Origin of the sequence: Alistipes sp. (assembly GCF_048465575.1) — a bacterium.
Lineage (GTDB): Bacteria > Bacteroidota > Bacteroidia > Bacteroidales > Rikenellaceae > Alistipes.
The window spans coordinates 75163-99328 of record NZ_DBFWLG010000040.1 but is presented as its reverse complement, the minus strand read 5'-3'; the positions used below and the strand labels follow the sequence as shown (position 1 = coordinate 99328).

Below are 24166 nucleotides of genomic sequence, written 5' to 3'. Positions count from 1 at the left end.
ATGAGAACCATCCACATCACCGCCGAGGACGAGCTCCCGCAGGTCGCCGAGGCGGTCATTGCCCAGACCGGCCGCCGCACGGTGGTTGCCCTGCGCGGCGAAATGGGTGCCGGGAAAACCACGCTCATCCGCGAAATAGCCGCCCTGCTGGGCGTCACGGATACGGTGACCAGCCCCACGTTCGCCATCGTCAACCAGTACCGGGGTGCGGGGAACCGCCGTATCTTCCATTTCGATTTCTACCGCATCGACGATCCGCGCGAAGCCTTCGATCTGGGGTACGAGGAGTATTTCTACTCGGGCGACCTCTGCCTGGTGGAGTGGCCCGAGAAGATCGAGCAGCTGCTTCCCGAGAATGTCGTCACGGTGCGCATCGCCGTGGACAGCGACACAGCCCGCACGTTCGAGATCGAATAGACTGTTCCCGAAAAACAAATACCCATGAAAAAAACCTTGAAAATCCTATCCGCCGTGGCTGCGGGTGCACTGCTCGCCGGCTGCGCATCGCATTCCGGTGGGGAGCTGGAGCGGCGTGCCGAGTTGCTGCGCAGTGCCGCAGGCTACCAGTCCGACAGCGTAGCCTACCGCTTCGCCTACGTGCAGGACAACGTGCAGGCACGTGAAATACGCACCTATTTCCGGCTCGACACGCTGCTTGCGCCCGGCGCGTCGACGTGGGAGAACACACTCGCCGTGGCGCGCTTCGTCGCGGCCCACATCCCCCACGAAAACCAAAAGGTCTATCCCCGGCGGCGCGACGCCATCGGGCTGTGGGAGTACACGCGCGAGGTGGAACCGGCGTTCAACTGCCGGCTGCACTCGATCCTCCTGCACGAACTGCTGCTCGCCTCGGGGATCACAAACCGCTTCGTGACCTGTCTGCCGGCCGACTCGCTCGACAGCGACTGCCATGTGGTCAACATCGTCTGGCTGCCCGAGCGGCAGCAATGGGCCATGATCGACTCCGACGAGCGTGCCTGGGTCTCCGATCCGGACGGCACACCGCTCTCGCTTCAGCAGATGCGCCGCCGCACCATCGACGGGGCGCCGATGCGGGTTCACCCCCTGCTCGAAACCGCCCCCGACGACGAATACCTCGCCTACTGGGCCAAGAATCTCTACTGGTTCATTTGCTGGGAGCAGACCGGATACGGCAAGGAGAACCGTTACGAAGGCCGCTCCGTGGTCCTGCTGCCGCCCGGATTCGGGGGATTCAAGCTCGAGGGCAGCGACATGCTGACCTCCGACGAGGAGCGCTTCTGGGCCGCACCCGATACCACCGTTATCTAAACAAGACTACATGCAGGAATACATCTCCAAACAACACCGCATTCTCCGCCCCGCGGAGCAGATTTACAGCGTCGTCAGCCGCTTCGACAACCTCACGCCCGCCGTTGAGGAGCGCGTCGAGGAGTGGCAGGCCACAGAGGACACCTGTTCGTTCAAGGCCAAGGGGTTCACCGTGAAACTCCGCATGGAGGAGCGCGCCGAGCCGCGGCACGTCAAGATCGTAGGCGACGACGGCGGCGTGCCGCTCGATTTCGCGTTCTGGATCCAGCTGCACAAGGTTTCCGACGCGGACACCCGCATGCGGCTGGTGCTGCACGTCGAACTGAACACGATGATGAAGATGATGATCGGCGGCAAATTGCAGACGGCCATCGACCAGATCGCCGAGGGGGTCGCCCGCGCCATGCAGCAATAGTCACTTGACGCTTCGGCAGAAACGGACACGCCCCTCGCGTGTCCGTTTTTTTGCACCCCCGGCGGAAAGGGTTCGACGCCTGCGCGGCGAAAAGACCCGAAATTTGCATCGGTATCGTTTCGACAACAAAAAGGAAGCACTATGAAAGAGTACGACGCCCTGATCATCGGATTCGGAAAGGCCGGCAAGACCCTCGCCGGGCAGCTGGCCGCGCGCGGCTGGAGCGTGGCCCTGGTGGAACGTTCCCAGCGAATGTACGGCGGCACCTGCATCAACATCGGCTGCATCCCCACCAAGTTCCTCATCCACAAGGCATCGCTGGCCGCGGCCAGCCGCCCCCAATCGTTCGGGCAGCGGCAGGATTACTACCGGCAGTCCATCGCCGAAAAGAAAGCGCTCGTCGAGTCGCTGCGCGAACTGAACTACCGCAAGCTGGCCGACAACCCGCTGATCGACCTCTGGACGGGCGAGGGCAGTTTCATCTCGCCGCACGAGGTGGCGGTGAAAGGGGCCCGGAGCGTCGAGCTGCTGGCCGGACGCCGCATCATCCTCGACACCGGCTCCGAGACCGTCATTCCGCCCATCCGGGGGCTGACCGAAAGCAACCGGGTCTACACCAGCACGACGATCATGGAGCTGGAGCGGCTGCCGCATCGGCTGGCGGTGATCGGCGGCGGATACATCGGACTGGAGTTCGCCTCGATGTACGCTTCGTTCGGCTCCGCGGTGACCGTGCTCGAAAGCGCTTCGGAACTGCTGCCGCACGAGGACCGCGACGTGGCCGAAGCCGTGCGCGGGGTGCTCGAAAAGCGCGGGATCGCATTCCGGACAGGCACCCGGGTCGCCGCGGTGCAGGACACGGTGCAGGGCGTGCGGATCGACGTGGCGGGCGAGGCGGAGGCCGCCGGCTATGCGCTCGAAGCGGACGCCGTGCTGCTGGCCACGGGCCGCCGCCCGGCCACCGGAGGGCTGAACCTCAAGGCCGCCGGCATTCAAACCGACGAGCGGGGCGCGATCCGGGTCGACGAGCACCTCGAAACCTCCGCGCCGGGCGTCTACGCTGCGGGCGACGTGACGGGCGGCCCGCAGTTTACCTATATATCATTGGACGATTCGCGCATTATCCGCGACGCCCTTTTCGGCGAGGGCGTACGCACCACGCTCAACCGCGGGCCGGTTCCCTATTCGGTCTACATCGAGCCGCCCCTTTCGCACGTGGGGCTGCACGAGGCGGAGGCCACGGGGCAGGGTCTCGACGTGCGCGTGAACCGGATCGACGTCTCGACGATCCCCCGCGCCCGGACGATGAGTTCGGCCGAGGGGCTGCTCAAGGCCGTGATCGACCGCAGCACGGACCTCGTCGTAGGCTGCACGCTCTTCGGGCCCTCGTCGGTCGAAGTCATCGACGCGGTGGCGCTGGCCATGCGGCACGGCATCACGGCCCGCGAACTGAGCGAGGGGATCTACACCCACCCGAGCATGACCGAGACGTTCAACGACCTCTTCGCCTGACCCGACGAGACGGGCTGTTCCGACCGAAGCGTTACGCTTTATGCGGAACGCCTCCTTTCGAGCCACCGCCGCGTCAGCCACGCCCACACGGGCAGATCGTAGAAGCGCAGGCACACCCAGGCAATCCCCAGGCTCCCCGCCAGTAGCAGCGCGCCGTACCCCGCGGCCGCTCCGGGCGACGGATGCACGTCGCTGGCCCAACCCGTATAGAGGTAGATCAGGGGGTAATGCGTGATGTAGAGCGGATAGGAGATGTCGCCCAAAAAACGGCAGGCCGCCGTCGAGAAGCGGCCCGAGATGCGGCCTCCGGCGCCGGCGGCCACGATGAGCGGAAAGACGAGCAGGATGCAGCCCGCCTCGTAGAGCCCGTTCACCCACTCCGGGCCGCCCAGTCGGGGCGAGACGAAGACGGCGATGAGCGCGAGGCTGCACACCCAGAACGCCGCCCGGATGCGGATCAGGCGGTTCATGCGCGCCATGAGCAGTCCCATCAGGAACGGATAGGCCAGCCGCACGAATCCCACCGTGAGTTCGTGCCCGGTCAGGGCCCAGCCGCCGATAAAGTCGCCGTTGGGTCCCGTGATGCCCAGCCAGACGGTCGCGGCCGCGGCCGCAGCTACGGCCACGCCCAACAGCAGCGTCGGCAGGCGGCGCAGCAGGAGCATGTAGAGGATATTGGCGATGTACTCGAACATCAGCGACCAGGCGGGACCGTCGAGCGGATAGGTCTCCGTCCAGCCGCGGATGTCCATCGACGGCGGCACGGGGATCATCAAGCACCCGAGCCCGAGCAGCAAGAGCATCTTCCACACCGGGGTCTCTCCGATGACCGAAAAGGCCGAAGAGTCGCCCCCGTAGTAGCAGACGGCGCCGATCGCCATGCCCATGACGACCATCGGGTGCAGGCGGATGAGCCGCCGCTTGACGAAATCGCGCCACGTCATCCGGCCCCAGCGGTCGTCGTAGGCGTACCCGATCACGAAGCCCGAGAGGATGAAGAAGAAATCGACGGCCAGGTAGCCGTGGTCGATGACGTAATCGAAGCGGTCGGCGGCAAAGGTTTCGAAGAGGTGGAAGAGGACCACCAGCACGGCGGCCACGCCGCGCAGGCCGTCGAGAATGGCGTAGTGGGGTTTGGAATGCAGGCAGGATGTTCGGGTCATGCAGTCGGGCGGATTATTTTCGGTTTTTCATCGCGGCGGCCACGCAGCGGATGGTGGGAAAGGAGCCCCGCAGATTCTCCTCGACGCGCTCGGGGGAGCACCACGCGACCTCTTCGATCCCCTCCTCCGTCTGAGGCGCAAGCGTATGGCAGCCCGTGGCGCGCAGGAGGTACCAATGCGTGTGCTTGAGCTCCCAGCGGGCCGTTCGGGGAAACCAGTAGGCGTGCCACGTGTCGCACAGCGGACGCCCGACCTCGGCGCAGACGCCCGTCTCCTCCCCGATCTCGCGGGCCGCGCACGCGGGGGTGTCTTCGCCGCACTCGACATGCCCTTTCGGGAGGTCCCAGCGGCCGTTGCGGCGGATCATCAGCCACTCGCCCCCCTCGTTCACAACCACGCCCCCGGCGGCTTCCACCTGCGTGAACCCGGCGGCGAAAGTCCCGAAAGCGCGCTCGGGGTCCGCCGAAACGAGCGCCACCGGGTTGTGCGTTTCCAAAATTTTGAGTACCTTGTCGCGTGAAACGGCCCCGGACATGTCGGCGGCCACCGCATGATAAGCGCCCGAGGGATCGTGTGCAGTAAAGAGCACGGCCTTGTCTGCAAAATAAACGGTGCGGTCCATGTTTTCCGATTTTTAGAGTAACAAAGGTAGAAATAAATAGAGAAACCCCGACGAAAATGAAAAAAATCATGCTCCTTATGGCTATTGCAGCTGCGGGGCTGGGCGCGTGCGAGCGGCGCCCCGAACCCCTGAAGATCGACAACGCCCTGACGGCCGAAGAGACGGCCCGGGGCATACTGACCCCCGAGGTGATGTGGAAGATGAGCCGCGCCGGCTCGTCGTCGCTCTCGCCCGACGGCATGACCCTGCTCTACCAGCAGACCGACTACTCGATGGCCGAAAACCGCGGCGTAACGACCCTCTGGGTGCAGGACCTCGCCTCGGGCGCTGTGACCCGCCTGACGGACACCTCCTCGAACAACGTCTCGCCCCGGTGGAGCGCCGACGGGAAAGCGATCTATTTCCTCTCGGACCGCAGCGGAAAGATGCAGGTATGGGCGATGAACCCCGCGGGCGGCGACGCACGGCAACTCTCGGATTTCGACCGCGACGTCGAGGGCTTCGGCATCAGCCCCGCGGGCGACCGGGCGTGGTACGTGCAGCGCGTGCAGGCGGCCGACCGCCGTTCGGCGGACATCCACAAGGACCTGGACAAGTCCCGTGCCCGCATCTACGACGACCTGATGGTCCGCCACTGGGACTACTGGGACGAGGGCGAGCACATGCACCTCTTCGTGGGCGATCTGACGGGCGGGAAAATGCAGCCGGGCGTTGACATTATCGGCCCGCAGGCGGCATGGGACACCCCGCTGGCTCCCTATTTCGACATGGCCGAGATCGCCTGGAACCATGCGGGCGACAAAGTGGCCTACACCTGCAAGCCGCTGAAGGGCACCGAATACGCCGTCTCGACCGATTCGGATATTTTCGTCTACGACACCGCGACGGGCGAAACCCGCAATATCTGCAAACCCCTCACGGGCCGTAACGCAGGGCCGGGCGAGGCGGTCCTCGACCTGGCCGAGATGGTCGGCTACGACAAATACCCCGTCTGGTCGCCCGACGACCGGAAAATCGCGTTCCGCTCGCAGCGCCGCCCCGGCAACGAGTCGGACAAGGAGCGGCTGCTGGTCTGCGATCTGGAGACGGGACGCCTGACGGACCTCACCAAGGATTTCGACTACAACGCCCTGAACGTCGTCTGGGACGGCAATGAAAGCGTCTGGTTCATCGCCCCGATCGAGGCCACGCACCAGATCTGCCGCGTGGCCGTCGAAGACGGCGAGGTCGAGGTGCTCACCGCGGGCGACCACGACATCAATGCGTTCAGCCGGGCCGGGGATCGCATCGTGGCCGAACTGTGTACGATCTCGTCCGACACCGAATTCTACGAGGTGAACCCCGCGAACGGCGCGCTGCGACAGTTTTCGGCCATCAACAAACCCGTCTACGACCGCATTCGGATGGGCGAGGTGCAGAAACGCTGGGTCGAGACCACCGACCGCAAGCAGATGCTCACATGGGTGATCCTGCCGCCCGATTTCGACCCCGCCAGGAAATACCCCGTGCTGCTCTACTGCCAGGGCGGCCCGCAGAGCGTGGTGTCGCAGGCGTGGAGCTACCGCTGGAACTTTCAGCTCATGGCCGCGCAAGGGTACGTCGTCGTGGCGCCCAACCGCCGGGGCCTGCCCTCGTTCGGGCAGGAGTGGCTCGACCAGATTTCGGGCGACTACTCGGGACAGAACATCCGCGACTACCTCGCGGCCATCGACGACGTGGCCCGCGAGCCGTGGGCCGACCAGTCCCGCATGGGGTGCGTGGGCGCATCGTACGGCGGCTATTCGGTCTTCTTCCTCGCGGGGAACCACGACAAGCGTTTCAAGGCGTTCATCGCCCACTGCGGCATCTTCGATTTCGATTCGATGTACGGCCAGACGGAGGAGTTGTGGTTCGTCAACAACGATTACGGAGGCCCCTACTGGGACAAGGCGAATGCCACGGCGCAGCGCTCCTACGCCAATTCGCCCCACAAGTTCGTCGACCGGTGGGACACGCCTATGCTGATCTTCACCGGAGAAAAGGATTACCGCATCCCCTACACGCAGTCGCTCGAAGCCTTTACGGCGGCCCGCGTAAGGGGCATTCCGGCCCGGCTGGTGGCGTTCGAGAACGAAGCGCACCAGGTGTTCAAGCCCCAGAACTCGCTGGTCTGGAACCGCGAATTTTTCGGCTGGCTCGACCGGTACGTCAAATAAACGTTTCCGCCCGTTCGGAGCGTCTTTCCGATCGTCCGAAAAGAAAAGGTCTGCCTTGCGGCAGGCCTTTTTTCGTGCGCAAACGCTCTGTGCGAAAACCCGCAAAGCGGTCTGTTCGTGATGAAAATCGGGGTGTTCGTTGAATTTATTTCCGTACAAACGTGCGGCTGGCTATTTTTGCACATCTTAATAAAAGACTCAGCGCTATGCGAATAACGTTTTGGAAAATGCTGGCCGTGCTGCCGCTGCTGATTGCCTCGTGCTCCCAGCGGGCGGAGGAGGATGCGCAGCCGGACGCGAAAACCATACGGGTGACGGTGGCCTCCGGTCCGCGGATCGAAATCGCCTCCCAGGCCGTGACCCGCAGCGAGATCGACGAGGAGGGCATCACGGTCAAGTGGAACACCGACGACCGGATCGCCCTCTGGGCCGAGCATACGGGGGGGGGCACGTTCGCCCTCTCGGCGCACGAATTCGCCCTCTACCACTACAACGCCGACTGGAACGCGGCCAAGTTCACGGCCGACATTCCGCAGATGGAGGCAGGGACCTATAATTATTACGCCGTATCGCCCCGGCCCGCGGCCGTAGACGGTACGCGCGCCTCGTTCGACATTCCGGCCGTGCAGGACGGCAGCCGGAAGATACCTTGCCTGGTAATGGTCGCCGATCCGGTGGCGGGCGCGGAGGCGCTCGCCGAGGGCGACAACAGCGACATCATCAGCCTGCATTTCACCCACAAGGTCCACGTGCTGAAGATCAGCATCCCCCGCAACGACCTGAACGAACCCGTCTCGGAGTTGCAGCTGACCTTTCCCCAACCCGTCGTGGGACGGCTGACGGTCGACGCGGCCGATCCCGAGGCTGAAAGCGTGCTGACCGGAGGTTCGAATACGCTGACGCTCCGCTTCGCCGAACCGAAGAACGCCGGCGACGTGGTGTTCGCGGCTATCCGGCCTCTGGATATTCCCGAAGACCAGCCGATTGAAATCGTTGCGCTGGGGCAGACCTGCGAGTCGAAAACGGCCTCCTTCGCCGGCAAGGATTTCCGGCCGGGCCGCACCACACCCATCGACTACAACGTGCCCGCCGCGGGGCGCCTCTTCACGCGGCTGCGCTTCGCGCTGCCCGCCGAAAAGGGAACGGCGACCCTGGGCGAGGCGGTGACGCGCATCAAGCTGACGGCTCCGGCCGACGCCACGTTCGGCAACGATTCGAACACGCTGGAGTTCCGGCCCGATGCCAACGGAACGCATACCATCATGCTCAAGCCCTCTTGGGAGGACCGCCTCTCGGGCCGCGAGGTCGAGGTCGAGTACGAGTCGGAGAGCGCCGTGGTCCGTAAGAGCGTGAAATTCGATGCGGTCGAAGCGTGGTCTACGGAAAACAAGCAGGAATTGGCGGTGCCCTACCTGTTGGAGGAGAATTTCGATACGGTAACGACTTTTTCCGACGGCGAAGGCGCGACCGGAGCCAACAACGACCCGGCAGCCATCTGGATTCCCGGACTCTCCGGCTGGTCGGCGGCCCGCGCAGGCGGCCAGGCAGGCAAAAGCGTGCGGATCGCGGGCCATCGAGAAGGAGGCCTGTGGGTTTATGCCGATTACGAAGCCCGTATGGATTCGGCACCGCTCGCGGGAATCAAGGCCGGAAAGTCGGTCAATGTCCGCATCAATTTTGATTACAGCGGTTCGACTAACAAGGGCGCACCCAAACTCAAATACGGGACCTCGACCGCAGCGGGCCTTCAGAACGGAGCCAATGCGGACATCGAATCGCAGGCCGGAAACATCACGGCCAACACGAACGGTTCCTACACCAATGTCAATCAGAAGATCACGCCTTTCACCGCGACGGGCCGGAACAATACGCGTCTGAGTTGGGTCGCCTACGGCAGCGACGGCGGTTTCAGCGGTTCCTATTTCTATTACATCTACATCGACAACGTAAAAGTATCCATCGCCCACTAACCGACTACGCCATGAAAAAACACGCAATAGCTCTTTTCGCATCGGCGCTGCTCGTGGCGGCGGGATGCTCGAAAACCGCAACCGAAGAGGGTTCGGACGGCTGCGGACGGCTCGCGCTGCAAGCCGCCGCCGACAACCGGATCGCAACCCGCGCCCAGGTCGAAACCGGGCCCGCACCCTCGGCCGACGAGTTCGCACTCCGAATCACGGGCGACGACTACGACCGAACGTGGGAGAACCTCGCGGCTTTCGACCGAAGCGACGAACTGCTGGTCAAGGGCAGCTACACGGCCCGGATCGTTTGGGGAGACCCCGAAGCCGAGGGCGCGGACAAACCGTACTACACGGGCGAGGAGACGATCGAGATCAAAGCCCGCCAACTCAATCGGGCGACCGTCACGGCCCGTGTGGCCAACTCGCAGACCGCGGTGCGCGCCACCGAGGCGTTCCTTGCCTATTTCCACGACGCAGAGTTCACACTGACCACCGAGTCGGGCAACTCGTTCCGCTTCACGCCCGGGGCCGAAACGGCCGACCCGGCCGTCTGGGTCAAAGCCGGCACGCGGCTGACGCTCAACGGCACGGCCATGCTCCAGAGCCAGACCGGAACGGCGTTCGACCGTCCCTACACGTTCCCCGAGCAGGTGCTCGAAGCCACCGCGCCCCGCACGCGCCACACGTTCCTGTTCGACGCCCGCGAGGCGGGCAGCGTGACGCTGAAGATAAATCTGACTGAAGATTTCGTCGAGGAACGCTTGATTCCCGTCGAGCTGAACGACGGAGCCATTCCGGACAACGAATAAAAAAACGACAAGCGATATGAAGACTCTTACCAAGATGCTGGCGGCAATGACCGCGATCGCGCTCTTCGCGGGCTGCGTGAACGAAGAACCGCCCTACAAGAAGAATACCGAGCCGGAAGAACCCGTCGGACAGGCGACCGGATTCCTGACGGGTGCCATGGACCTGCGCGTGATTTTCGACGCCCAGACCGACACCCGGCCCGACGACACGGAGGACGAGACGCAGCGACCCACGGCCAAATCGACCCGGACGGCGCCGGACACCGACGGCTATACGGTCGAAATTTTCGATGCCGAGGACGTTTCGGTCTACCAATCGACCTACGGTGAACTGCGGGCGGCCTTGCAGGAAAAACCGCTGGAACTGCCCGTCGGCAGCTACCGGATGGAAATCTGCTCGGCAGACCCGGCAGCCCTCCAGCCCGTCGCCTGGGACAAGCCGGTCTACGGCACCTCGCACGCGTTCACGATCCTCAAGAACAAGCCCACGACCATCGACAAGGTGGTCTGCACGCTGCAAAATATCAAGGTGACGCTGCTGTGCGCGGTCGACCTGGCCGAGCAGCTGAGCAAGAATACCGCCGCCACCGTCACGATCGGCAGCGCCCGCACGACGTTCGAGATCGGCGAAACCCGCGCGGCGTTCTTTCTGTCCGAGGCCGAGGAGAATACGCTCGATTTCCGGCTCGAGGGCGAATTCGTGGAGGGCGGCGCCGTAAAATTCTCGAAGCAGATCAAGGGCGTGCGTGCCGGGCAGTGGCGCAAGATCACGCTGGTGATCGACTACGCCGACAAGGGCAACGCGAAATTCGACATCGTGGTGGACAGTTTCATCCTCGACGAGACGATCACCGTCAACGGCACCGAGAATCTATGGGAGCCGGTCTACGAGGAGGCACCGCTTGTCGAGGCGCCGACCCTCGGGTGGACGGGGCATGAGTTCGGTACGCCGTTCCGGCTCAAGGCGTCGCTCTTCGATGAGAACAACCTCTGCTCGGAACCGTTCGAGATCGGAGTCGCGGCCCCCGGCCGGGTCGCCTCGTTCGAGGTGGCGATCACCTCGACCAGCCCCGAGTTCCTCACGGCGCTCGGCGATACCGGCATTCCCGCCGCATTCGACCTCTGCACCGTTTCGGGCGCCCCGGCGGCGCTGTTGCAGGGCTTCGGATTCCCCGTGGGCGACGACGTGCTGCATGCCGCCGAAAAGACATTCTATATCGGCGGTCAGCTGCCGTGGCTGCTCTACGGCTTCGACGGCACGCACACGTTCGCATTCACCGTAACCGACGCCGAGGGACAGACGGCCCAAGCCTCGCTCGTGCTGACGGTGGACCGCAACAACGAAACGAACGAGGGACCGACCATCGTGATGGCAGGACACGATATTGCCCAGCCCTACGTGCTGGAGGCGGCCGAGGATGTCATCATCGACATCGAGGCGCCCGAGGGCGGCATCCAGGCCCTGCGGGTCCGGATCGAATCCGAGGCGCTCGTTCCCCTGCTCGAAGCGGTGAGTATGTCTTCGCTGCTCGAGTGGTTCGACCTCTGCACCGTGAATCAGGATCAGGCCGAATTCCTGGGCAGTTTCGTCGGCTTCCCCGTGCTCGACCAGGTAAAGGACCGGACCGCCGTCACGTTCCCCGTCGGGGCGACGTTCGTCGGGATTCTCAAGGACCTCGACCCGTCTACTCCGGGCGTTCCCAACACCTACAAATTCCACCTGGAAGTGATCGACAACGCGGGCGGCAAGACCGCCGCGGTGCTGACGATGGTACAACCCGCAACGACCAAACAATGAGACGACTCCTGAAATACCTCGTTCCGGCCCTCGCGCTGCTGGCGCTGGCCTGCTCGAAAGAGCCGGTGCCCGACACGACTGACGGCACGGGCGCGCTGGCGCTGCGGATCACGACGACCCGCACGGCCGACAGCGGGGATTACGAACCGCTCGACTACCTCACCGTTCGTATCTACAAGGCCTCGGGCGAACTGATCCGCAAGTACACCTCCCGCGCCGACCTGCCCGCACGGCTCGAACTGCTCGCCGGAGAATACCGTATCGCGGTGGAGGCGGGCGAAAGCGTCCCGGCCTCGTTCACCCGGCGATTCTACAAGGGCGAACAGCCGTTCACCGTCGTGGCCCGAGAGACCACCCCGGTAGAGGTTGCGTGCAAACTGCAAAACACGGTGGTCGAGGTCAAATTCGACGAGGGCGTCGCCGAGAATTTCGGCACGAACCGCGACGCCTGGGTGATGGCCGCCGAGACGTTCGATGAAAAACTCATCGAATCTGGGACCACTCCCGTGCTGCACTACACGGCCGACGCGGCAGGCTATTTCGTTCTGCCGGAGGGCATGACCACGCTCGCATGGCAGTTCCGCGGCGAACATGCAGACAAGGGGCTCATCGTCAAGACCGGAACCATGACCGGCATCCAAAGCTTCGGCAAATACACGCTTACGTTCACCTACAAACCCGACCTGCCCGGCTTCATCGAGGGTGTGTTCGAACTGGTGGTGGACGACTCGACCGACGATGCGGACGACACGATCATCTTCAGCCCCGATCCGACGATCGAGGGCGACGGATTCGACATCGAGGAGGTGCAGAACTTCCTCACGGGCGAAAAGCGGTTCAACATCTCGACCGTCAAGCCGATGACCGAGGCGAGGCTCCTCTTCGGCGGCGAGACCTGCGACCTGCTGGCCGCAGCCACGACACCCATCGAGGGCGTCACGGCGGAGCATCCCGATGAGAACACGCTCACGGTAACCCTCTCCGACGCTTTCTTCGCGGGCCGCCCGGGCGGTGAGCAGACGCTGCGGTTCAGCGTCGCCGACAATGCGGGCGGGACGCTCACGACCGACGCAGTTTTCCGCTTGCAGGGCATACTGAAGCCCGCGGCCGCGGACTGCGACCTGTGGCACAACACCCTCACCCTGAAAGCGCTGGTGCTCGATCCGGCAGTCACGTCCGTGACGTTCGGCATGCGCACCCCCGGCGGAGAGTGGCAGGAGGCGGCCGGCACCGCCGACGGCGAGGGACACTACACGGCCACTTTCCGGCCCGAGTGGGTTGCGTCGGTCAACTCTAAAGCACAAACCGTATACACCCAAAAAGCGGGCACGGGTATCTCCGCCGGAAAAAGCTACGAATGCCGCGCGCTGCTCGGCGAAAGGGAGTATCCGCTCACGATCGCCACCCCGACCGGCGACATCATCCGCGACGGCGACATGGAGAACGGTTCGCTGCCCTGTTTCACGGTATCGGACAGCAAGAACTCGACGTTCTGGGGCAGCGGAAACAACAACAACACCAAGACGCTCTGCACGCAAGGGTCGGCCGGGACCAACCACTACGCCAACATGCAGTCGACCTACTACATTGCCGCCCCGGCTGCCGGAAATCTCTTCACAGGCACGTTCAACATGAGCGGCACGACGGGAACGGTGGGATTCGGCCAACCCTATACCTACACCGCCCGGCCCCGTGCCCTGCGGCTGAAATACCATGCCCAGGTCGGCAAGGTCACCGACAACAAGGCGGGCGGACCGCTGGCTATCGGCGAGCAGGACAAGGCGCGCGTGTTCGTAGCCATCGTGAACTGGAGCGGAAGACACGAGGTCGCTTCGACGTTCAACATCATCGGCAGCTCGACGTGCAGCGGTTCGTGGGACCCGGAAAACGGCATGGAGAGCGTGAACGAGGGGAAGATCCTGGGCTACGGCTCGATGTGGATCGAGCAGTCGACCGCCGGCGATGCACTCGTTTCGACGGACCACTCCCTGCAAATACACTGGTACGACAAGGACGCAGCGGCCCCCACAGGCAACTACACGCTGGTAATCTCCCTTTCGGCCAACGCCTACGGAGATTTCTTCAACGGGTGCCGCGACAACCACCTGTGGGCCGACGATTTCGAATGGGTATATTAACGACTAAACGCACGACCATGCGCATACAGACACTCCGCACGCTGCTACTCGTCTGCCTCGCGGCGGCCGGACAAACGCTGCGGGCACAGCAAATTCCCGAGGGCGGGAGCCTCCCTGCGGCCGACACGCCGGTCATCGCGGAACGACCGCTCACGATCAACGAAATGCGGCGCCAGCGCGGGCTTACCGACACCCACAACCTCTTCGTCCCCAAGGGGCAGTGGATTTTCGGCGGCACGGCCTCCTACTCGACCCACTCCAACAAGGGCTACCAGTTCCTGGTGGTCGAGGGGATCAATTCGAAAGGCTACACGTTCCGCGTAAGCCCGATGATCGCCTATGCATTCCGCGACAACATGGCCCTCGGAGGGCGTTTCATCTACTCGCGCACGCTCTTGAAACTGGACAAGGCGCAGCTCAATTTCGGCAACGAGGATTCGAACGTCGATATCAACCTCAGGGATTTCTACTCCCTGAAGCACTCCTATCAGGTGGCGGTGATCTGGCGGCAGTACATTCCGCTGGGGCGCAGCAAGCGTTTCGCGCTCTTCAACGAGATGCAGCTCTCGGCCGGCGGCACCGAGGCGCGTTTTGCCAACGACTCTCCCGTCAAGGGCACCTACGAGACGGGCTACACCCTCTCGCTGGGCATCTCGCCGGGCATCATCGCATTCGCCACGAACAACATGGCCGTCGAAGTCAACGTCGGCGTGATGGGTATCACCTACGACCGCGCCAAGCAGGTGCACAACCAGGTGACGGTGGGCCACCGGACGACGAGCATGATGAATTTCAAGGTCAACATCTTCTCCATCGGCCTGGGCATGGCTTTCTACCTCTAAAACCGCAAACACATGACACGATTCATACTCCTATTGCTGCTGATCCTGCCCATCTCGTGTGCCAGCAAACGACCCGCGGCGGACGAGGCGACGGCTGCCGCAGCGGAACCGCTCTTGTCGACCGGAACGGAAGATCCGGAGCAGCTGTTCTCCTCTGCGGAGCGTGCGCCCGAGAGCATCGCCGAGGCCGCGCCTGCGCAAAAGACGCTTTCGCAGAGCGCACCGGCAGGTCGTGAAACCGAAATCGCGGAAGCCGGAAACGAACCGATTGAAGAATTCGCCGCCGCGCCTGCAACCGGAACCGCTCCCGCAACGACCGCTGCGCAAACACAGGAGGAGGCGGAAGACCAGGCACCGATGCAGATCGTCGGGCCCGAGCCGGTTTCCGCTCCCTACCGGACCGCAGCCGAAGCCGTTACCGAGACCGAGGCTGCCGAAACCGTTGGAGGCCCCGTTGCCCAAACCGGGACGAAGACCGCGGCCGAAACCCTTGCCGCATCCGTCATACAACAGCCATCGCACACCCTGACCGAGGTCGAGCGCCGCAAGCAGCGATTTCTGCCCACGCGCCGCCGCATGGACCGCGAGATCAACAAGATCAAGTTCGCCTACAAGGGCGAGGTAATGACCGGACTGACGGCCTCCTACGGCACCCTGTCGAGCGACGACACCGATTTCATGCTCGTATTGGACAACATCAACGCTTCGGGAACCATCGCCACCGTCAAGCCTTTCGCGGGCTATTTCTACCGCGACAACAACTGCGTGGGCGTGCGCTTCGGCTACACCCACGTGGGCGGCACGCTCGACAAGGGCGCGCTGTTCGACCTGGGCGAGAGCAACGACGTCTCGCTCAACCTGCCCTACCTCGATCTGACGAGCGACAACTACTCGTTCGGCATCTTCCACCGCTCCTATGCGGGGCTCGATCCCAAGGGGCGTTTCGGCCTCTTCGCCGAGTTCGAGCTGGCCGTCTCGACCGGGTCGTCGGAGTTCTCCTACGAGTCGAACGGCGAGATAAAACACTCTTTGAGCGACAATACGCAGGTCAAACTTTCGTTTAATCCGGGAGCGGCGGTCTACATCTTCCCCAACGTCTGCGCCACGCTCTCGTTCGGACTGGGAGGCATCCAGTACACCAACGTGACGCAGCGGGACGCCGAGGGCAACAAGATCGGTTCGCGCAAGGCTTCGAACATGAAGTTCAAACTCAACATCGCGGCCATCAACATCGGCATGACGATCCATTTGTGGGACAAGAAAAAGAGATAGACATGAGACGCTTAATACGCATCCTGTTCCCGGTCGCGGCGCTCTTCGCGGCGGCGTGCATCGAGAACGACATACCCTATCCCACGGTCGAGGTACACATCAACGGGATCGCGGGCAAGGGGTTTTCCGAGCCGCGCATCGATTTGACGAACCGGACCGCCACCCTGACGCTCGACGAGACCACCGACATTCAAAACGTCGAGATCGACGAGGTGACTTTCGCCATCGACGCCCACAACACCAACATCGACCCGCAGACGTTTCTCGACCGGATCCGCACCTCGCGCAGCCTGACCGGGACGTTCGACCTGCGGACGCCCCTCTACGTCACGCTCTCGCTCTACCAGGACTATGCGTGGCAGATCGTGGCCGAGCAGACCGTTCCCCGCATCTTCAGCGTCGCCGGACAGGTCGGCGAAAGCGATTTCGACCTCGAAAACCGCATCGCCACGGCCTACGTAGCCAAAAACGCCGACCGCAGCCGGGTGGCGATCACCGCCCTCAAACTCGGTCCCGAGGATATTACGGTCTGCTCGCCCTCGATCGAGGAGCTCTCGACGCTCGATTACAGTTCGCCCGACCCCGACGACCCGACGCTCGGCACGCCCCATTTCGTCGACGTCGCTTTCCACGGCCGCACCGAAAGGTGGGTGCTCTACGTGCTGCCGACGGACAAGACCGTACGGACCGAAGCCGTCGACGCCTGGTCCAAGACCATCTGGCTGCGCGGCACGGGCATCGAGGGCGTCGACCGCATGGGATTCCGCTACCGGATCGGGACCTCCGGCGAGTGGTTCGAGGTGCCGAACGTGCAGATCGAGGGCGGTTCGTTCTCGGCCGCATTCGCCAGCCAGCCCGGCACCACCTACCAGTTCGTCTCCTACTGCGGCGACGAGGAGACCCTCCCCGAGACCGTCACGACCCAGGGCGTCGAGCAGCTGCCCAACAGCGGCCTGGAGGATTGGTCGAAACCCGGCAAGCCGTGGCTCCCATTCCTGTCCGAGGAGACGGCCTATTGGGGCTCGGGCAACAACGGCGCCGTCACCCTTGGCGACAAATACAACGTCACCACGCCGGACGAAACGGACCTGCGCCCGGGCAGCACGGGCCGCAAATCGGCCCGGCTCGAATCGACCTACGTGGCCGTCAAACTGGCGGCCGGGAACCTCTTTACCGGAGAGTTCGCCGGCATTCGCGGCGTGACGCACGGCGTGGTGAATTTCGGACGGCCCTTTACGCTGCGCCCCACGGCCCTGCGCCTCTGGGTCAAGTACATCCGCGGAACCATCACCGACGTCAGCGGCGTACCGGCAGGCATGACCATCCAAAAGGGCGATCCGGACAACGGCAGCATCTTCGTGGCGTTGGGCACCTGGACCAAGGAGGAGTACGGCCTGGCCAAGGGGGGCGAACTGATGGGCACCGACCACTCGCCCGTAAGCATCGACACACGCGACGTGAAGACATTCTTCAACCCCCGCGGCAAGGACGTGATCGGCTACGGCGAACGCATCCTGACCGAAAGCGTCGCCGAGTGGCAGCAGATCACCATTCCGATCGACTACCCCGACAAAAGCCTGCGCCCGACGCACATCATGGTCGTCTGCTCGGCCTCGCGCTGGGGCGACTATTTCACCGGAAGCCGCGACAGCAAAATGTGGCTCGACGATTTCGAACTCGTCTACGACCCGCTGCCCGACAGCGGGCAATAGGCTCCACGCCCCGTTCGACAGGCGCGGCCCGACTCAAGAAACCGGGCCGCGCTTTCTTGTCCGGCCGGCCGCAACGGCCTTGCCTCCCGCAGCCGCACAAAAAAACAGCACCCCGCCTGAAGCGAGGTGCTGCTTTTTATCATCTCCTGTCCGTCGTTACCGTCGGGTAATGCGGCAGTATTTGTCGTAGCGTCCTATCACGTCGTTCACGTAGGCCAGCGTCTGCCGGCTGCCGGTGAAACGGCCGCACTTGACCACTGCGTTTTCGTAGTACGCGGGGTCCGCCTTGAGTTGCAGGTAGCGGGCCACGACCTCCCACGAATTGGGATCCTCGCCGTTCGCGCGGGCCAGGCGGCGCGCATCGCTCACATGGCCGATGCCGCTGTTGTACGCGGCCAGGACGAGCGCCATGCGGTCTTTCTCGGAGGTGCTTTCCGGCAGGCGCAGCGTCGTCTTGATCTTCGAGAGCAGCTTGTTGGCCAGCCAGACATTGGTCTCGGGATTGGCTACCCGCTCCTGCGGCACATCGAACTGACGCGCCACCGAAGGCATGATCTGCATCAGCCCGCGGGCTCCGCTGCGCGAGGTGATGTCCGCCGTGAAGCGCGACTCGTGGTAGGCGATGGCCGACATGAGCCGCCAGTCGTGCCCCTCCTGCTCGCTGATGTTGCGAATGAGGTTGTCGTACACCGAGATCACGTAATCGCCCTCCGTGAGTAGCGAATTGTCCGGAACCCCGGTCTTCTCTTCGTTCAGCAGCATGTCATCCGTCACGGGTGCGCTGAACTGGGCGTTGAAGCCGTAAAAAGTGGTAAGAATGGTTAAGAACGCAAACGTTAAAACTGTCTTTTTTAACATAAATGGTTGTTTTGCGGGCAGCTTATACCGCGCAGAACAATACGCTAATCATAGAAACCCCATGAGATACCTATCTTGAACATGCCCGGATTGAGCGGATAACCCGCCGCCGAGAAATACTCTCCGTTGCCGAACAGTCCCTTGTTGACATGCTGATACTTGAGAAATATCCGCATCCTCTTCCACTTTCCCATCACGAAAGCGTCCACGTAGGGATAGTTCCCCACCTCGACCTCGCGTTGGTTGTAGTACACCGACAGAGCGGGGTTGTAACCGGGCGCATAATACCGTGTGTGGTAATGTCCGTCCAGACCGATCTGTAAGCGCAGTACGTTGCGCACCACCCAAAATTCGTAGTAATACGAGAGGTAGGCGCTCAAAAGCGGAACGGGTATGACTTCTTGATCCGTACTCCACTGCAACAATACCCTGTTGTCCAAATGAAGTCCGCCTAAGCGGAAATCTTTGCGAGCATACACGCTCGTCAGGCTGACGTTTCCGTCGCTCTGGGCGACGTGGCTGTCCGGACCGTAGTAGATCTTGTCCGTGACGACTCCTTGCCACGCTCCCGCTTCGAATGCGAAATCGGGAACCGAAAACTTGACCTCGAAACGAGTCTCATTCTCCTTGTTCAAAGGAGCGGACCACATGTAGTGGTTCGAGAATAGATTCTCCTGCCAGTAGGATGGCGAACGGCGGTCCATCGTGAACCTGCCTTCGAGAATCAGGGGGTGTCCGCGGAGAAATCCCGTGAGCGCCAGGTGTGCGCCGAGGGTCATGTCTCCGCCTCTGTATCCCGACGGGAAGAATTTGAAATTCGCATCCCAGTCGACATACTTCTTTATTTTGCCGCCGACCGAGCCGTAGACGAAATAGCTGGTCTTGTTTACTTTCGTATACTTTCCGGTCATGTAGTCGTTCAGCTCGAACTGCGAGTAGGTGTGCAGGTCGAGCCCCACGCCCGCGTCGATCGTGCCCACCACGCCGTTTCGGTCCCAGGGCTGCGCCTGGACGAAGAAGCGGTTGGAAATGTTGCGCTCGTAGAGCGAGTCGCGCGTTTCGAGCGGGTTGATATACCAGTTCTGGTAATACATGAGCGTATCCGGAACGAAATTGCCCGCCTCGTCGCGGTGCCCCCGCTCATCGATGTACGAGGCCCGCTGGTCGGTGTAGACCTTGCTCCACGAGCTGTACTCGAACGAGTGCCCCACATAGACCGCCGAGAGGTTCGCCATCGAAAAGTCGCTCTCGGTGAGCCGCTGCAACGGAATGCCGTACGACTGCGTGACGAAAAAGGCGTTGTTGCGGTAGAGGTTCTCGGCCTCGGCGTCGGAGAGCTTCATCGGCACGCCCGAGGGCATTTGGAACGTGGTGTCGGCAATGGCCCACTTTCCGACCACGCCACCGTTCTCCTGCTGCTCGATGTGGTTGTTGTAGTACCCCGCATGAACCGAATAGCGGCGCCCGGTGTGGTTGAACGCCACCGCGAGGTTGTGATTCTTGGTCCGCGACCAGACGTACTGGCCGCGCGTGCCGCGCGCCTTGTAGTCGACATTGAACCCGGTAGTGGGCGAAATGTTCTGCGCGTGCATGATGCCGAAATTCTCCTCCCGGTAACGCTTCTGCCCCGACTCGGCGTAACTGAGCCGGATCATGGGTTTTTTCGTGTTGTAGAACGGGACGTTCTCCATGTCGTAGATGTAGGCGTAGTAGGGACTGGCAAAACTGAAATCAAAGAACTGGGGCCGACGGAAATAGTTGAGCGGCAGCGAGGTCTGGCCCAGTGCGCCCTGCGCCAGGTCGCCCACATCCTCGCGGTAGAACGGGTAGTCGATGCGGTAATCGGTCAGCGTGGTGTCCATATCCGCGATCTCGACCCGGTTGTAGTCGCGCCGCACGTGCCACTTGAAATTGGGCAGCGAGCGCACCGAATCGCTGAAGAAATAGGATTCGAGCGGCTTGCGGATCTTGCGCTCTTTCTTGGTCGTGTCCTGCGGCTCGGCATCGGGGTTCTCCTCGTCGGTCTGCTCGAACGGATTGCCCCCGTAGAGGCTGCCCGACTCGCCCCGCTGCTGCGCCCGCATGATCGACTTGGCATCGAAATTCTGCGAACGCACCTCCCGGGGCACTGCAAGAAGCAGACCGAACCAGAGCGTGAGCAATATTGCTTTCGAAAATCCCGACATATCGACCCAAAGAGCGGAAATCCGCGGCAAAGATAATTAAAAAATTTTAAATATGCAATTACTCCCGCTTCCGGCACCCCAGCCAGCGGACGAGCGAAACCAGCACGTAGACCGCGATGACGAGCGGAATCGAGTAAACTCCCAACAGCAGGACCGCCGCCACGGCGAAAAGGATGAACCCGTACCGGATTTCATTGCCCCGCCAGCCGAAGCCCGCGAATTTCAGGGCGAACATCCGCACCGGCGAGACCATCATCAGCGAAAGAACCGCGGCCACGGCCAGCACCGCCTCGCGCGGTATTTCGAGACCGCGCACCTCGGCCAACAGGCCCAGCGAGACGCAGAAAAGCGTTGCGGCAGGGGTCGGAAGACCCGCGAACTCGGCATGCTGCGTCTCGTCGATATTGAACTTGGCCAGCCGCAGGGCCGCGAAAGCCGCAAAGACGAAGACCGCCAGCGAGGCGTACCCCGTATCGGGCAGCCACACACCCTGCATTCGTTCGTAGAGCGTGTAAAGCACGGCCGCGGGAGCGAAGCCGAACGAGATGTCGTCGGCCAGCGAATCGAGCTGCAACCCGATGGGCGAACTCTGCCCCAACAGACGCGCCGCGAAACCGTCGAAAAAGTCGAACACGGCCGCAGCGACGACCAGCCAGAACGCGGCCGTCAGATTGCCGGAGACCAACGCCGCAACCGCCGCGAACGATCCGCAAAGGAGGTTCGAAAGGGTCAGCAGGTTGGGCAGGGTGAAAAGTCTGATCTTCATGGCCGGCGAAAAAAATTTAATTTCTGCAACAGGCGGCAAAGTTACAAAATATTTTTATCTTTGTGTGGTTTTGCGCCATTAACTTGTCCGCCCCCTTGCGGGCTGGACTCCCCTTAAAAAGGGAGATGCGCGCAGAGTGAAGCACGAACCGGGCGTCGCGGACGCCGTAACGCAGGTCCGGCGGGTTCGTGGCCGAAAGGATTTCGGAGCGGAAGAAACCGAATCGGCCGGACTTGCAACCTTATAACTCATGGCAAGCAACAAATATTGCGTCATCATGGCGGGCGGTATCGGTTCCCGCTTCTGGCCCAAGAGCCGGCAGACGATGCCCAAACAGTTCCTCGACATCCTCGGGACCGGAAAATCGTTTATCCGCCATACCTACGAGCGTTTCGCAAAGCTCGTTCCGGCGGAGAATTTCCTGGTCGTCACCAACCGCCGGTACAAGGACCTGGTGCTGGAGCACATCCCCGAGATCGGCCAAGAGCAGGTGTTGTGCGAACCCATCGGCCGCAACACCGCCCCCTGCATCGCCTACGCGGCCTACACCTTGCAGAAGCACGACCCCGACGCCGAGATGATCGTCACCCCCTCGGACCACCTGATCCTCAACGAAGACGATTTCCGGGCGATCATCTCCGAATGCCTGGAGTTCGCCTCGGCGCACGACGCCCTTTTGACCGTGGGTATCAAACCCACGCGTCCGGATACGGGCTACGGCTACATCCAGGTCTCGGACACCCGCCCCATCAGCAAGGTCAAGTGCTTCACCGAGAAACCCGACCTGGAGCTGGCCCAGACGTTCCTCCAGACCGGCGAGTTCTTCTGGAACTCGGGTATCTTCATCTGGAAAGTGGACACGATAGTCGAAGCGTTCCGGAAATACCTCCCCGAGCACCACATGCTCTTCGGCGGCGTGCAGCGCGCGCTGGGCACCGACGCCGAGAAGAACGTGGTGGAAATGGCTTTCGCGGAGTGCCGCGCCATCTCGATCGACTACGGCATCATGGAGAAAGCCGACAACGTCTACGTCCGCTGCGGCGAGTTCGGCTGGAGCGACGTGGGTACCTGGGGCTCGGTCTACCAGCATTCGCGCAAGGACCGTTATGCCAACGCCATACCCGAAACGGGCTGCTACCTCTACGACACGCGCTCGTCGATCGTCTCGCTGCCGCAGGGCAAGATCGCCGTCATCAGCGGCCTGAAGGACTTCATCGTCGTCGACACGGAGGACGTGCTGATGATCTGCCCCCGCTCGGACGAGCAGAACATCAAGAAATTCATCGACGAGGTGAAATTCAACGACGGCGAGAAACACATCTGACGTTTTTCATGTCCGCACTCTACGACCTTTTCCGCGAACACCCCCGCATCTCGACCGACTCGCGGCGGATCGAACCGGATTCGCTCTTTTTCGCCCTGCACGGGCCGACGTTCGACGGCAACCGGTTCGCCGCCGAAGCGCTCGCCAAAGGGGCTTTTTGCGCCGTGGTGGACGACCCCTCGGCGGTGAGGGGCGAGCGCACGCTGCTGGTCGACGACACGCTCCGCGCCTTGCAGGAGCTGGCGCGCGAACACCGCCGCGCACTCTCCATCCCGATTCTGGCGATCACGGGCAGCAACGGCAAGACCACCACCAAGGAACTTGTCAGCCGCGTACTGGCCGAGCGTTTTACGGTCTATGCCACCCGGGGCAACCTCAACAACCACATCGGCGTGCCGCTCACGCTGCTTGCGATGGACCGCGACACGGAGTTCGGGGTGGTGGAGATGGGCGCCAGCGCATGCGGGGAGATCGCCCTTTTGGCCTCGATCGCCCAGCCGAACTACGGCCTGGTGACCAACATCGGCCGCGCCCACCTCGCAGGGTTCGGCGGTCCGGAGAGGGTGCGCCGCGGCAAGGGCGAACTGCTCGATTACCTGGCGGCGAACGGCGGCCGCGCATTCGTCCGCTCCGAAGACGAGGTGCTCACGGCGCTGGCGGCCGAGCGGTATGGACTGGCTGCGGAGTACTACTCGACGCGGCTGGCCGACGGGGTGGAGCACCACCTGGAGGGGGACTACAACCGCTTCAACATCGCCGCCGCGGTGGCCGTGGGCCGCTATTTCGACGTGGACGACGACCGCATCCGCCACGCCATCGCCTCCTACACGCCCGACAACAACCGTTCGCAGCGCATTCAGACGTCGCGCAACACGCTCGTGGTGGATTGCTACAACGCCAATCCGTCGAGTATGCGCGCTTCGGTCACGAACTTCCTGACCGAACCGCTCGCCGGCCGCAGCCGCCGGATATTGATTCTGGGCGACATGCTCGAACTGGGCGACTGGTCCGCGGAGGAGCATGCCGCCGTCATCCGTCTGGCCGCTACGGACCCCCGGGCGCAGCTGCTGCTCGTCGGCGGGGAGTTCGCCCTGGCCTGGGAGAGCCTGGCGGATAAGCCCGCCAACACGACGCTCTACCCCTCGTGTGAGGCGCTTTGTGCGGCTCTCGGACAAAACCCGCCTGCCGATGCGCTCATACTCGTCAAGGGTTCGCGCGGCGTCGGACTGGAGCGGAGCGTGGAACTGCTCTGATCCGGACGGCTGGGCAAAGATAATTCGCGCGACGTCGGACTGGAGCG

19 protein-coding genes are annotated in these 24166 nt (G+C 62.8%); 14 read left to right on the top strand and 5 right to left on the bottom strand.

Annotated features, from left to right (window positions below):
* From tsaE to ACMQ11_RS10645, 4 genes are all read left to right on the top strand, one after another.
* Positions 1–417 carry a tRNA (adenosine(37)-N6)-threonylcarbamoyltransferase complex ATPase subunit type 1 TsaE gene (gene tsaE / locus ACMQ11_RS10660; protein WP_418992758.1) on the top strand — a complete coding sequence of 139 codons (417 nt, stop codon included), beginning with the start codon at positions 1–3 and terminating at the stop codon, positions 415–417.
* A 24-nt stretch (positions 418–441) separates the two neighbouring features.
* Positions 442–1290: a transglutaminase domain-containing protein gene (locus ACMQ11_RS10655; protein ID WP_418992757.1), complete on the top strand. Its 849-nt coding sequence runs from the start codon at positions 442–444 to the stop codon at positions 1288–1290.
* 10 nt (positions 1291–1300) lie between these two features.
* On the top strand, positions 1301–1705 hold the full coding sequence (locus ACMQ11_RS10650; protein WP_418992756.1) for a polyketide cyclase: 405 nt from the start codon (positions 1301–1303) through the stop codon (positions 1703–1705).
* Positions 1706–1846: 141 nt separating this feature from the next.
* The gene (locus tag ACMQ11_RS10645; protein WP_418992755.1) at positions 1847–3217 is read left to right on the top strand and encodes an FAD-dependent oxidoreductase; all 1371 of its coding nucleotides are present in this window, start codon (positions 1847–1849) and stop codon (positions 3215–3217) included.
* 38 nt (positions 3218–3255) lie between these two features.
* Here ACMQ11_RS10645 and ACMQ11_RS10640 read toward each other — a convergent pair whose 3' ends face one another.
* Both ACMQ11_RS10640 and ACMQ11_RS10635 read right to left on the bottom strand, forming a co-directional pair.
* The gene (locus tag ACMQ11_RS10640; RefSeq protein ID WP_418992754.1) at positions 3256–4380 is read right to left on the bottom strand and encodes an acyltransferase family protein; all 1125 of its coding nucleotides are present in this window, start codon (positions 4378–4380) and stop codon (positions 3256–3258) included.
* Between the two features lie 13 nt (positions 4381–4393).
* Complete coding sequence (locus ACMQ11_RS10635; protein ID WP_418992753.1) at positions 4394–5002, bottom strand: NUDIX hydrolase; 609 nt, start codon at positions 5000–5002, stop codon at positions 4394–4396.
* 77 nt (positions 5003–5079) lie between these two features.
* Here ACMQ11_RS10635 and ACMQ11_RS10630 point away from each other — a divergent pair, with 77 nt between their 5' ends.
* The 8 genes from ACMQ11_RS10630 to ACMQ11_RS10595 all read left to right on the top strand — a co-directional run bounded on the left by ACMQ11_RS10630 (position 5080) and on the right by ACMQ11_RS10595 (position 17732).
* Positions 5080–7197, top strand: a complete 2118-nt coding sequence (locus ACMQ11_RS10630) for an alpha/beta fold hydrolase (RefSeq protein WP_418992752.1) — start codon at positions 5080–5082, stop codon at positions 7195–7197.
* Between the two features lie 206 nt (positions 7198–7403).
* Positions 7404–9167, top strand: a complete 1764-nt coding sequence (locus ACMQ11_RS10625) for a fimbrillin family protein (protein WP_418992751.1) — start codon at positions 7404–7406, stop codon at positions 9165–9167.
* 11 nt (positions 9168–9178) lie between these two features.
* Complete coding sequence (locus ACMQ11_RS10620; RefSeq protein WP_418992750.1) at positions 9179–9970, top strand: DUF4493 domain-containing protein; 792 nt, start codon at positions 9179–9181, stop codon at positions 9968–9970.
* A 16-nt stretch (positions 9971–9986) separates the two neighbouring features.
* Positions 9987–11768 carry a DUF4493 domain-containing protein gene (locus ACMQ11_RS10615; protein ID WP_418992749.1) on the top strand — a complete coding sequence of 594 codons (1782 nt, stop codon included), beginning with the start codon at positions 9987–9989 and terminating at the stop codon, positions 11766–11768.
* On the top strand, positions 11765–13906 hold the full coding sequence (locus ACMQ11_RS10610; protein ID WP_418992748.1) for a DUF4493 domain-containing protein: 2142 nt from the start codon (positions 11765–11767) through the stop codon (positions 13904–13906). Before ACMQ11_RS10615 ends, ACMQ11_RS10610 begins: the two co-directional genes overlap by 4 nt.
* Before the next feature lie 17 nt (positions 13907–13923).
* Entirely contained in the window at positions 13924–14748 is an 825-nt protein-coding gene (locus ACMQ11_RS10605) for a hypothetical protein (protein ID WP_418992747.1), read from the top strand.
* Between the two features lie 12 nt (positions 14749–14760).
* Complete coding sequence (locus tag ACMQ11_RS10600) at positions 14761–16020, top strand: hypothetical protein (protein ID WP_418992746.1); 1260 nt, start codon at positions 14761–14763, stop codon at positions 16018–16020.
* A 2-nt stretch (positions 16021–16022) separates the two neighbouring features.
* The gene (locus ACMQ11_RS10595; RefSeq protein WP_418992745.1) at positions 16023–17732 is read left to right on the top strand and encodes a PCMD domain-containing protein; all 1710 of its coding nucleotides are present in this window, start codon (positions 16023–16025) and stop codon (positions 17730–17732) included.
* Positions 17733–17888: 156 nt separating this feature from the next.
* Here the strand turns inward: ACMQ11_RS10595 and ACMQ11_RS10590 are convergent, their stop codons facing one another.
* The 3 genes from ACMQ11_RS10590 to pssA are packed head-to-tail and all read right to left on the bottom strand — an operon-like array spanning position 17889 to position 21542.
* A complete protein-coding gene (locus ACMQ11_RS10590) occupies positions 17889–18590 on the bottom strand; it encodes a transglycosylase SLT domain-containing protein (protein ID WP_418992744.1) in 702 nt (233 codons plus the stop codon).
* A 44-nt stretch (positions 18591–18634) separates the two neighbouring features.
* Positions 18635–20776: a putative porin gene (locus tag ACMQ11_RS10585; RefSeq protein ID WP_418992743.1), complete on the bottom strand. Its 2142-nt coding sequence runs from the start codon at positions 20774–20776 to the stop codon at positions 18635–18637.
* A gap of 58 nt (positions 20777–20834) precedes the next feature.
* On the bottom strand, positions 20835–21542 hold the full coding sequence (pssA, locus tag ACMQ11_RS10580; RefSeq protein ID WP_418992742.1) for a CDP-diacylglycerol--serine O-phosphatidyltransferase: 708 nt from the start codon (positions 21540–21542) through the stop codon (positions 20835–20837).
* Positions 21543–21792: 250 nt separating this feature from the next.
* On the opposite strand from pssA, the gene ACMQ11_RS10575 reads away from it, so the two are divergent.
* Together ACMQ11_RS10575 and ACMQ11_RS10570 are read left to right on the top strand one after the other, a co-directional pair.
* Positions 21793–22866 (top strand): mannose-1-phosphate guanylyltransferase, encoded by a 1074-nt coding sequence (locus ACMQ11_RS10575; protein ID WP_418992741.1) that lies wholly within the window; start codon positions 21793–21795, stop codon positions 22864–22866.
* 8 nt (positions 22867–22874) lie between these two features.
* Positions 22875–24119: a UDP-N-acetylmuramoyl-tripeptide--D-alanyl-D-alanine ligase gene (locus tag ACMQ11_RS10570; RefSeq protein ID WP_418992740.1), complete on the top strand. Its 1245-nt coding sequence runs from the start codon at positions 22875–22877 to the stop codon at positions 24117–24119.
* Positions 24120–24166: the final 47 nt, after the last annotated feature.

Excerpts from the sequence above, each read along its gene's own strand:
- tsaE (WP_418992758.1), top strand. The coding sequence starts at position 1 with ATGAGAACCATCCACATCACCGCCGAGGACGAGCTCCCGCAGGTCGCC.
- ACMQ11_RS10655 (WP_418992757.1), top strand. The coding sequence starts at position 442 with ATGAAAAAAACCTTGAAAATCCTATCCGCCGTGGCTGCGGGTGCACTG.
- ACMQ11_RS10650 (WP_418992756.1), top strand. The coding sequence starts at position 1,301 with ATGCAGGAATACATCTCCAAACAACACCGCATTCTCCGCCCCGCGGAG.
- ACMQ11_RS10645 (WP_418992755.1), top strand. The coding sequence starts at position 1,847 with ATGAAAGAGTACGACGCCCTGATCATCGGATTCGGAAAGGCCGGCAAG.
- ACMQ11_RS10640 (WP_418992754.1), bottom strand. The coding sequence starts at position 4,380 with ATGACCCGAACATCCTGCCTGCATTCCAAACCCCACTACGCCATTCTC.
- ACMQ11_RS10635 (WP_418992753.1), bottom strand. The coding sequence starts at position 5,002 with ATGGACCGCACCGTTTATTTTGCAGACAAGGCCGTGCTCTTTACTGCA.
- ACMQ11_RS10630 (WP_418992752.1), top strand. The coding sequence starts at position 5,080 with ATGGCTATTGCAGCTGCGGGGCTGGGCGCGTGCGAGCGGCGCCCCGAA.
- ACMQ11_RS10625 (WP_418992751.1), top strand. The coding sequence starts at position 7,404 with ATGCGAATAACGTTTTGGAAAATGCTGGCCGTGCTGCCGCTGCTGATT.
- ACMQ11_RS10620 (WP_418992750.1), top strand. The coding sequence starts at position 9,179 with ATGAAAAAACACGCAATAGCTCTTTTCGCATCGGCGCTGCTCGTGGCG.
- ACMQ11_RS10615 (WP_418992749.1), top strand. The coding sequence starts at position 9,987 with ATGAAGACTCTTACCAAGATGCTGGCGGCAATGACCGCGATCGCGCTC.
- ACMQ11_RS10610 (WP_418992748.1), top strand. The coding sequence starts at position 11,765 with ATGAGACGACTCCTGAAATACCTCGTTCCGGCCCTCGCGCTGCTGGCG.
- ACMQ11_RS10605 (WP_418992747.1), top strand. The coding sequence starts at position 13,924 with ATGCGCATACAGACACTCCGCACGCTGCTACTCGTCTGCCTCGCGGCG.
- ACMQ11_RS10600 (WP_418992746.1), top strand. The coding sequence starts at position 14,761 with ATGACACGATTCATACTCCTATTGCTGCTGATCCTGCCCATCTCGTGT.
- ACMQ11_RS10595 (WP_418992745.1), top strand. The coding sequence starts at position 16,023 with ATGAGACGCTTAATACGCATCCTGTTCCCGGTCGCGGCGCTCTTCGCG.
- ACMQ11_RS10590 (WP_418992744.1), bottom strand. The coding sequence starts at position 18,590 with ATGTTAAAAAAGACAGTTTTAACGTTTGCGTTCTTAACCATTCTTACC.
- ACMQ11_RS10585 (WP_418992743.1), bottom strand. The coding sequence starts at position 20,776 with ATGTCGGGATTTTCGAAAGCAATATTGCTCACGCTCTGGTTCGGTCTG.
- pssA (WP_418992742.1), bottom strand. The coding sequence starts at position 21,542 with ATGAAGATCAGACTTTTCACCCTGCCCAACCTGCTGACCCTTTCGAAC.
- ACMQ11_RS10575 (WP_418992741.1), top strand. The coding sequence starts at position 21,793 with ATGGCAAGCAACAAATATTGCGTCATCATGGCGGGCGGTATCGGTTCC.
- ACMQ11_RS10570 (WP_418992740.1), top strand. The coding sequence starts at position 22,875 with ATGTCCGCACTCTACGACCTTTTCCGCGAACACCCCCGCATCTCGACC.